Genomic DNA, 7,065 nt, shown 5'->3' on the forward strand with positions numbered 1-7,065 from the left:
GCAAGCCGGCTCCTACAGAGGGGGTGTTACTTCGGATAAAGTGGCGGCAACCCACTGTCCCCAACCGGGTCCTGAACCCGTTCGGCTATCGGGATCGTACGAATCGCCCGCCACAGGTCTTCCCCTTGCCAGTGCTGGCCGGTTTCGCTGTAGAGCGCGCCGTTCAGGCCGTCGAGGGCGTCGGACAGAGGGACGAAGCGGGCGGCCATGTCGGCCAGGGTTTCCGGTTGCTGGCGGGCCCAGGCGTCGAGCGCCTGGCGGGTGGCGTGGGGGTCGTTGGCCTGGCAGGCGCGCTTGAGGTCGTCGAGCACGGTGCGTGGGCTCGGGCCGGTTTGTGCCGCGCGCTGGATGGCCGGTTGCGAGCGCGCCCGCCACCAGAGGCCGAATCCCAGCAGGGTGGTGCAGGCTAGGATCAGGCTGCTGAGTTTCCAGCGCCAGAGGGTTTCGTTGCTGGCGCCGCTGTCGAGTGCCGAGGTGCCGGCCGGGGTGTCGACCAGCAAACTTGGATTGGCGGCCACCTGCAAGGTCCGGGCGGGCAGGCTGGTGTGCTCCAGATGGTCTTCGAAGGTGTTCCACCAGACCACTTCGACCGAAGGCAACTCTATGGCGCCGCTGCGCGAAGGCACCAGCGCTTCGCGGTCTTCGCGGCTGCCGACCAGGCCTCGCTCGCTGTTCTGGTTGCCCAGCACCGGTTGATCGGGATAGCGTCGCAAGCCACTGGCCTCGGTGCCAGGCAGCGGCGGCAGTTGCGAGCTGCCCAGGCCTTCGGCCTTCACCGTGAGACTGCGGGTGAGCGAGTCACCGACCTGAACGTGTTCCGGTTCCGGGTTCCAGCTTTCGCTGAGCGTCAGGCTGCGAGCCGGCAGCCAGGGCAGGTCGGCGGGGTAGGTGACGGGTTTCGCCTTGACCGTCAACAGCAGTTGGCCGGAACTGACGCGCATCAATTTGCCGGATTTCGGCGCCTGGGCGCTGGCGTCCTGGACGGGTTGCGCGTCTACCAGCGCGGCATTGAATATTTGCGCCGGGATGATCAGCTCGCCGCTGTGTTGCGGGTAGATCGCGTAGCGCATCTCGATGACGCCGTGGCGTATGCCGTTGATGTCTTTCTCGTAGGTGCGCGATTCGCCCAATTGCTCGATGCGGGCGTCAGGAATTTGCAAGGGCGGCAGGCTGCTGTCGTCGTACAGCGATACCGAATGGTAGATGCGCAAGGTCAGGATGGCCTGGGCCTGCACATACACGCTGGTTTGATCGAGGCTGGCGTCGATGAACACCGGCGCTTGTTTGTCCGGGTTCGCCTGTGGGTCGCTCTCGATCACTTGCACGGTGATCGGCTGGCTCTGCACGTCGCCCAGCTTGAGCGCGGGGATCACCACGGTGCCATTTTGCAAGGGCAGCAGGGTGATGATCCAGCGGGTAGTAGCCTGGTTGTCGCCATTGAGCGTATTCAGCTGGTTGACCTGGCGGGTGCCGCGTACTTCGAACAGTGGCTCAAGTGATGTGAGGTCGGGCTTGCCGAACTGGGTCACGTCGTTGGATTCCAGGGTCAGCTCGACCGTCTCGCCGGAATTCAGTCGAGCCCGGTCGACACTGGCAACCAGCTCGGCGGCCTGGGTCTGCACGACGCAGAGTAGCAAGGCGGGCAGCGGCACAAGCATGAAGGCGGTGAAGCGGGTCATCGAGTTTTTCCCTGATCCTGATGTTGTTGCTGTTCGTACCAGAATTTGCGCCGGAGCAATTCTCCCGGATCATCCGGAATTTGCCTTAGCCATTGCTCCAGTGCCTGCTGCTGCTCGCCGTCGATGCTGTCGCTGGCCGGGCGCATGGGCGCAACGGTGTGCTGTTCGTCTCCCAGTTCGCTTCCCGGAACCTCATTGGTGCCAGGGCGCGGGGGCGTGGTGGCGGAGGGCTCGGTGGTTGCCTGCGTTGGTTCGCCAGCCGTTTCGGGCTCACCGGCTTTCGACGGTTGCGCAGCGTCACTGGGTGGTGCTTGCTGCTCGAGATCGCTGGTCGCCTCATCGGCGGCTTTGTCAGGGGGTGGCGTTGCGGCCTTCTGCTTGAGCAGGCTCTCCACCAAGGCCTTGTTGGTCAGCGCCGGACGCAGGTCCGGTTGGCGTTCAAGGGCTTGCTCGTAAGCATCCAGTGCCGCTTCCAGCTCGCCACTCCTGGCCAGGGCGTTGCCACGATTGTAGTGGGCATGGGCGTCGTTGCCTTCGGCGAACCGCTGGGCGGCGCCACTGTAGTCGCCGGCTTCGTAGAGGGCAACGCCTTGCCACTGATGATCTTCGAAGTGCCGGGCAGCCTCGGCCGGGCGTTTCTGCTTGAGCAAGTGCAAGCCCTGCTGGTCGGGGCGCAACCACAGGTCCTGAAAGTCGAACGCATAGCCCGGTTGCGGCAGCATCAGCAACAGCGGCAGGCAGAGCAACCAGCCGCGACGACCGGCGCAGGCCGCCAGCAACAGCAGTGGCAAGAGCAACCAGTAGCCCTGGTCGGCCCAGGTATCGAGACGCAGTGTCTGGCCGTCGTTGCGCAAGTTGCGCGGACCGTCGAGCAGGCCGAGGGCGCGCAGGTCAGCGTCGCTCAGGCGTGCGTGGCGGTAGTGTCCGTCCAGGTCATTGAGGAAGGCTTTCAAGCCGGGTTCATCCAGGCGCGACACGAGAATCGCCCCCTGTTCATCCTTGAGGAAACTGCCATCTTCCTGGGTAATGGGCGCACCTTCTGTGGTACCGATGCCGATCATCAGCAATTGCGTCGATTTGCCGCTCAAGGCGCGACTGATGCCCAGGCGCTCCTGTTCACTCAGGCTGGTGCCGATCAACAGGATCCGGCCGTCGCCCAGTGCTGCCTGTTCCAACAGTGCCAGTGCCTTGAGCACCGCCAGGTCGGCACGGTGTCCGGCTTCGGGCATCAACGACGGCTTGAGTGCATCGAGCAGGTTGCGGCTGGTGGACAGGTCGTCCGACAGCGGCACCAGGGTGTGGGCGCTGCCGGCGAAGACGACGATCGCCGTCTGTGCATCGTTGCGGCTCTGCAGCAGGTCGAAGAGTTTGCGCCGGGCCTGTTCCAGGCGGTTTGGCTGAACGTCGGTGGCGAGCATCTGCGGCGTCAGCTCAAGGATCACTACCAACGGATCGGCGGGTTTCTGGCTGATCTGCTCTACGCGGGCAAAGCTCGGCCCGAGCAATGCGAGCACAGCGATCAACCACGCCACGCCCAATGCAACCCACGGCAGTTTGCTTTCGCGGCCGCTGCCGCCACTGAGCAACGCCGCATGGAACGCCGGTGGCAGGATCATCTGCCAGCGCCCGGCGCGCTTCTGCCGATGCCACAGTTGCCAGAGCAACCAGCCAAGCAGTGGCAGCAACAGCAGCCACCACGGGCGGAACCAGTACGGCCAGAGTGCGCTCATCGGCGCCTCCGCAGGCGCAGCCGATTGAGGCGCTGGCGCCAGTCAGGCAATTGCGTTTGCAAGAACAAATCCTTGGTAAACAGTCGTTGCAGCGGGTTGTCCGGCCACAGCACGCGAGCCACCAGCAGCATGCTCAGCAACAACGCCAGCGCCAGTGGCCAGTGATACAACGCCTGGGCCGGGCGGGCCTGGGTCGGTTGCTGGGTCACAGGCTCGAGTTGGTCGAGGGTGGCCTTGATCGATTGCAATTGCTTGCCATCTTGAGCGCGGAAGTACTGGCCGCCGGTGGCATCGGCGATCGCTTTCAAGGTGGGTTCGTCAAGATCCAGGCTCGGATTGATCCCCAGGAAACCCGGTGTGCCGCTTTGTTCCGGGTCCGCGCCAATACCGATCGGGTAGATTTTCACGCCTTCCCTGGCCGCCAGGCGTGCGGCGGTGAGCGGGTCGATTTCGCCACCGTTGTTGGCGCCATCGGTCACCAGGATCAGCACGCGACTTTGCGCCGGACGTTGCCGCAGGCGCTTGACGGCCAGGCCGATGGCGTCGCCGATGGCGGTGTTCTTGCCAGCGATGCCGATGCGCGCTTCGTCGAGCCAGACGCGCACGGTATGCCGGTCAAATGTCAGGGGTGCCTGCACGTACGCCCGGCTGCCAAAGAGAATCAGGCCGACCCGGTCGCCGTCGCGACTTTCGAGGAAATCGCCAAGTAAATGCTGGACCAGCGTGAGGCGGCTGACCTCATCGCCCTGCCACTGCATATCGGGAAAGTCCATCGAACCGGACACATCCACCGCCACCAGCAGATCGCGCCCACTGGCAGCAATCGGTAGTGGTTCGCCGAGCCATTGCGGACGCGCAGCGGCGCTCAGCAATAGCAACCAGAGCAGCAGGAACGGTGCCTGTTGGCGCCAGGCGGGCAGGTTGGCGCGGGCCCGGCGGCGAGCGAGGCCTTCGAGGTCGCTGAGAAAGCTGACCTTGAGCGCCGGTTCGCCACTGTCGGCTACCGGCAACAGCATCCGCATCAGCCAGGGCAACGGCAGCAGGGCGAAGATCCACGGCCAGGCGAACTCAAACATGTTTGCGAATCCAGGTGTCGACTGCCTGGGTCAAGCCGGCGATGGCCTTGTCGTCGAGCTTGCATTCGGGCTTGTAGGCGCCTTCGACCAGCACCATCCAACGGGTCAGGCCGGCAGCGGGGCAGCGGTTATCGAGAAAAGCCAGCCATTTGCGGCCATTGAGGGTATGGCTCTGGCTGTAGGGATAATGGTTGCGGCACAGGCGCTTGAGCAGGCCATTGAGCTGCTGCAGCCAGGCACCGGCGGGCGCACCGTCGTAAGGCTTGGGCATGCGCGCCAGTTCCGCCAGTGCGGCCACGCGCACCGGGTCCAGGGGTTGTTCGACGGGCGCGACCGGCGGCTTGCCTGGCCACAGGTGCCGCAGTTTCCACAGGCCGAAACCGATGGCCGGCAGCAACAGCAGCAGTAACCACCAGCCCGGGGCCGGTGGCCAGAAGTCCACGGGGGGCGGGAAAATCAGTGGCTGCAGTTGCTCGAGACCGTTCATCGACCTTTTCCCGGCTTCTGTGGGTTGAGGTACTCACGCAATTGCTCGACCATTTCACTTTGCGTGCTCAACGGCATCAGCAACACCCGCAGCTTCTGCGCCAGTAACTCCCAGCGGGCGATGCGGTCTTCGGCCTGGGCACGGTACGTTTGGCGCAGGTCGAAGTTGAGCGTGTCGAGTTCCAGTTGTGCGCCACGCTCGGCGAAGCGCAACAGCCCGGCGGCGGGCAGGGCATGGTCCAGCGGATCGGATACTGGCAGCAGCAACAGGTCGCAATGGCGCGACAGCAGGCTCAGCTGCTGTTCGGCGTTGCCGGACAAGGCACGCTCATCGCAGATCACAATCACCAGGCTGCCAGGACGCAATACTTCGCGCGCACGGCGCAAGGCAATGCCAAACGCATCGCGATCAGGCTCGCTTTCGGTGTGCAGCGACTGATTGACCCGTACCAGGCGGTTGAGCAACTGCAGCAGGCTCTGTTTGCTTCGCCTTGGCTTGATTTCGTAATGCTCGTTGTCGCCGAACACCAGGCCGCCGACCCGGTCGTTATGCCCCAGCGCGGCCCAGCCAATCAGGCTCGCGGCCTGGGCGGCCAGCACCGACTTGAACATCAGCCCCGAGCCGAAGAACAAGCGCCGACTTTGCTCGACCATGATGAAGATCGGCCGCTCGCGTTCTTCATGAAACAGCTTGGTGTGGGGTTCCTGGGTGCGCGCCGTCACACGCCAGTCGATGGTGCGCACGTCGTCGCCGGCCTGGTAAACCCGCACCTGATCGAAATCCACCCCACGGCCCCGCAGCTTGGAGTGGTGCAGGCCGATCAGCGGGCTGCGCTGGCTCGGCGTGGAGAACAGCTGCACTTCGCGCACGCGGTGGCGCATCTCGATCAGCTCGGCGAGCGTGACGCGGATGCCCGGCTGGGGCGGCAGGAGGGCGTTCATCGGACTCAAGCGACAGCAACGACGTCGAGAATGCGCTGGACCACCCGATCCTGGTCGATCCCGGCAGCCTCGGCTTCAAACGACAGGATGATGCGATGGCGCAGCACATCGAACAACACTGCCTGAATGTCTTCCGGGCTGACAAAGTCGCGCCCGGCCAGCCAGGCGTGTGCCCGGGCGCAGCGGTCCAGGGCAATCGAGCCGCGAGGACTGGCGCCGTAGGCAATCCACTCGGCCATTTCCGGGTCGAACTTGCCCGGGGTGCGGGTGGCCATGACCAGTTGCACCAGGTACTCCTCCACGGCATCGGCCATGTACAGGCCGAGAATTTCCTTGCGCGCGGCGAAGATCGCCTGCTGGCTGACCCGGCGTTCAGGCTTGGTTTCGCCATTGAGGGCTTCGCCGCGGGCCTGCTGCAGGATTCGTCGTTCGACGGCGGCATCGGGAAAGCCGATTTTCACGTGCATCAGGAAACGATCGAGCTGGGCTTCCGGCAGCGGGTAGGTGCCTTCCTGCTCGATGGGGTTTTGCGTGGCCATCACCAGGAACAGCGGCGACAACTCATAGGTACTGCGTCCGACGCTGACCTGGCGCTCGGCCATGGCTTCGAGCAAGGCCGATTGAACCTTGGCCGGGGCGCGGTTGATTTCGTCCGCCAGCACCAGGTTATGGAAGATCGGGCCTTGCTGGAACACGAAGCTGCCGGTTTCAGGACGGTAGATCTCGGTGCCGGTGATGTCGGCTGGCAACAGGTCGGGGGTGAACTGGATGCGATGGAACTGCGCTTCGATGCCTTCTGCCAATTCCTTGATGGCCTTGGTCTTGGCCAGGCCGGGAGCACCCTCTACCAGCATGTGGCCGTCGGCAAGCAGGGCGATGAGCAAGCGCTCGATGAGTTTTTCCTGGCCGAGAATCTGCGTTGAAAGAAAGGTTCGCAGCGCGAGCAGCGCTTCACGATGTTCCATCGATGACTGTTCCTGGAAAGGGTGACCGAAGACGTTCATATAACGCCAGGGCTGGGGGCGTTACTTTAATCCATCGCGGGGGGCGGCGACTAACGGCATTTTGTGCAAAGAGTGGGAAATGACTGGCAAAACTGTACAGATCGTTCCCACGCTCTGCGTGGGAACGCAGCCCGGGACGCTCTGCGTC

At 64.1% G+C, this 7,065-nt stretch carries 6 protein-coding genes; all 6 read right to left on the reverse strand.

Features of this window, described 5'->3' with window-relative positions; all coding sequences use genetic code 11:
- Nucleotides 1-26 precede the first annotated feature (26 nt).
- From PG5_RS28745 to PG5_RS28770, 6 genes are read right to left on the reverse strand one after another with little or no spacing between them, the layout of a single operon-like run.
- Nucleotides 27-1,679, reverse strand: coding sequence for a BatD family protein (locus PG5_RS28745; RefSeq protein WP_020800596.1), 1,653 nt, complete (start codon nucleotides 1,677-1,679; stop codon nucleotides 27-29).
- Nucleotides 1,676-3,409 (reverse strand): VWA domain-containing protein, encoded by a 1,734-nt coding sequence (locus PG5_RS28750; protein ID WP_020800597.1) that lies wholly within the window; start codon nucleotides 3,407-3,409, stop codon nucleotides 1,676-1,678. The genes PG5_RS28745 and PG5_RS28750 overlap by 4 nt, the downstream gene beginning before the upstream one ends.
- On the reverse strand, nucleotides 3,406-4,485 hold the full coding sequence (locus tag PG5_RS28755; protein WP_020800598.1) for a VWA domain-containing protein: 1,080 nt from the start codon (nucleotides 4,483-4,485) through the stop codon (nucleotides 3,406-3,408). The genes PG5_RS28750 and PG5_RS28755 overlap by 4 nt, the downstream gene beginning before the upstream one ends.
- Nucleotides 4,478-4,972 (reverse strand): DUF4381 domain-containing protein, encoded by a 495-nt coding sequence (locus PG5_RS28760; RefSeq protein ID WP_020800599.1) that lies wholly within the window; start codon nucleotides 4,970-4,972, stop codon nucleotides 4,478-4,480. The genes PG5_RS28755 and PG5_RS28760 overlap by 8 nt, the downstream gene beginning before the upstream one ends.
- The gene (locus PG5_RS28765; protein WP_020800600.1) at nucleotides 4,969-5,913 is read right to left on the reverse strand and encodes a DUF58 domain-containing protein; all 945 of its coding nucleotides are present in this window, start codon (nucleotides 5,911-5,913) and stop codon (nucleotides 4,969-4,971) included. Before PG5_RS28765 ends, PG5_RS28760 begins: the two co-directional genes overlap by 4 nt.
- Nucleotides 5,914-5,918: 5 nt before the next feature.
- Complete coding sequence (locus PG5_RS28770; protein ID WP_020800601.1) at nucleotides 5,919-6,878, reverse strand: MoxR family ATPase; 960 nt, start codon at nucleotides 6,876-6,878, stop codon at nucleotides 5,919-5,921.
- Nucleotides 6,879-7,065 lie beyond the last annotated feature (187 nt).

Origin of the sequence: Pseudomonas sp. G5(2012) (assembly GCF_000408945.1) — a bacterium.
Taxonomy (GTDB): domain Bacteria; phylum Pseudomonadota; class Gammaproteobacteria; order Pseudomonadales; family Pseudomonadaceae; genus Aquipseudomonas; species Aquipseudomonas umsongensis.